Source organism: Streptomyces sp. TBY4 (assembly GCF_024213195.1).
Taxonomy (GTDB): Bacteria; Actinomycetota; Actinomycetes; order Streptomycetales; family Streptomycetaceae; genus Streptomyces.
In genome coordinates this window covers 3558-5121 of record NZ_JANAVF010000037.1, presented here as the reverse complement: position 1 = coordinate 5121, position 1564 = coordinate 3558, and the positions used below count along the sequence as shown (strand labels likewise).

1 rRNA gene (running past one end of the window) is annotated in these 1564 nt (G+C 56.1%); it reads right to left on the bottom strand.

What is annotated here, in order from left to right:
• Window positions 1-32 precede the first annotated feature (32 nt).
• Window positions 33-1564 (bottom strand): 23S ribosomal RNA (locus NLX94_RS38570); it runs 1691 nt beyond the window's last position.

Genomic DNA, 1564 nt, shown 5'->3' with positions numbered 1-1564 from the left:
CTTCAGAACTAACACAGTGGACGCGAGCAACTGAGGACAAGCCCTCGGCCTATTAGTACCAGTCAGCTCCACCCGTTACCGGGCTTCCACATCTGGCCTATCAACCCAGTCGTCTACTGGGAGCCTTACCCTCTCAAGGAGGTGGGAATACTCATCTTGAAGCAGGCTTCCCGCTTAGATGCTTTCAGCGGTTATCCCTCCCGAACGTAGCCAACCAGCCATGCCCTTGGCAGGACAACTGGCACACCAGAGGTTCGTCCGTCCCGGTCCTCTCGTACTAGGGACAGCCCTTCTCAATATTCCTACGCGCACAGCGGATAGGGACCGAACTGTCTCACGACGTTCTAAACCCAGCTCGCGTACCGCTTTAATGGGCGAACAGCCCAACCCTTGGGACCGACTCCAGCCCCAGGATGCGACGAGCCGACATCGAGGTGCCAAACCATCCCGTCGATATGGACTCTTGGGGAAGATCAGCCTGTTATCCCCGGGGTACCTTTTATCCGTTGAGCGACGGCGCTTCCACAAGCCACCGCCGGATCACTAGTCCCGACTTTCGTCCCTGCTCGACCCGTCGGTCTCACAGTCAAGCTCCCTTGTGCACTTACACTCAACACCTGATTGCCAACCAGGCTGAGGGAACCTTTGGGCGCCTCCGTTACTTTTTGGGAGGCAACCGCCCCAGTTAAACTACCCATCAGACACTGTCCCTGATCCGGATCACGGACCGAGGTTAGACATCCAGCACGACCAGAGTGGTATTTCAACGACGACTCCACAACCACTGGCGTGGCCGCTTCAAAGTCTCCCACCTATCCTACACAAGCCGAACCGAACACCAATATCAAACTATAGTAAAGGTCCCGGGGTCTTTCCGTCCTGCTGCGCGAAACGAGCATCTTTACTCGTAGTGCAATTTCACCGGGCCTATGGTTGAGACAGTCGAGAAGTCGTTACGCCATTCGTGCAGGTCGGAACTTACCCGACAAGGAATTTCGCTACCTTAGGATGGTTATAGTTACCACCGCCGTTTACTGGCGCTTAAGTTCTCAGCTTCGCACACCCGAAAGTGTACTAACCGGTCCCCTTAACGTTCCAGCACCGGGCAGGCGTCAGTCCGTATACATCGCCTTACGGCTTCGCACGGACCTGTGTTTTTAGTAAACAGTCGCTTCTCGCTGGTCTCTGCGGCCACCCCCAGCTCACGGAGTAAATCCGATCACCAGTGATGGCCCCCCTTCTCCCGAAGTTACGGGGGCATTTTGCCGAGTTCCTTAACCATAGTTCACCCGAACGCCTCGGTATTCTCTACCTGACCACCTGAGTCGGTTTAGGGTACGGGCCGCCATGAAACTCGCTAGAGGCTTTTCTCGACAGCATAGGATCATCCACTTCACCACAATCGGCTCGGCATCAGGTCTCAGCCTTATATGAGGGACGGATTTGCCTACCCCTCGGCCTACACCCTTACCCCGGGACTACCACCGCCCGGGCTGGACTACCTTCCTGCGTCACCCCATCGCTTACCTACTACAAGTCTGGGTCACCGGCTCCACCACTTTCC